The organism is Halomonas sp. SIMBA_159 (assembly GCF_046536035.1).
Classification (GTDB): Bacteria; Pseudomonadota; Gammaproteobacteria; order Pseudomonadales; family Halomonadaceae; genus Vreelandella; species Vreelandella venusta_A.
This window is the reverse complement of sequence record NZ_JAWJBT010000159.1, coordinates 1-379: the sequence shown is the minus strand read 5'-3', so window position 1 is coordinate 379 and position 379 is coordinate 1. Positions and strand designations below refer to the sequence as shown.

Annotated in this window: 1 protein-coding gene; it reads right to left on the bottom strand. The window is 68.1% G+C overall.

Going from position 1 to position 379, the window contains the following annotated elements; all coding sequences use genetic code 11:
- On the bottom strand, positions 1–200 hold a 200-nt coding region (locus tag R0J87_RS18810), incomplete at its 3' end, for a hypothetical protein (protein WP_498888109.1).
- Positions 201–379: the final 179 nt, after the last annotated feature.

Genomic DNA, 379 nt, shown 5'->3' with positions numbered 1-379 from the left:
ACTTCGCCGGGGATGCCGGGCATGATCCGCTGGAGGTCGTCCTCGGTGCCGAGCACGTCGCTGCTCTGCCGCCAGCAGTAGCGCATCAGGCGGTACACGATGCCGTCGGCCACGCCGTCCCTCGCCCACGCGGGCAACCGGCGGCCCAGCTCGTCCTGCACCGCCTCGCGGAATAATTCGAGGGGGTCGGGGTCGGGCATGGACCGTCATCAGGCTGTGATCTGGTCGGGGGTGATCTCGGCGTTGCGGATGCGGCCCTTGAACTCGTCGAGGTCGCTGACCGTCAGCTTGTCCCGGTCTTGCAACAGGTCACGCTCCTTCTGCGCCAAGACCGCCTCGATCAAACGCTTGCGCGTGTCCGGGCCGGGCTCGATGCCGA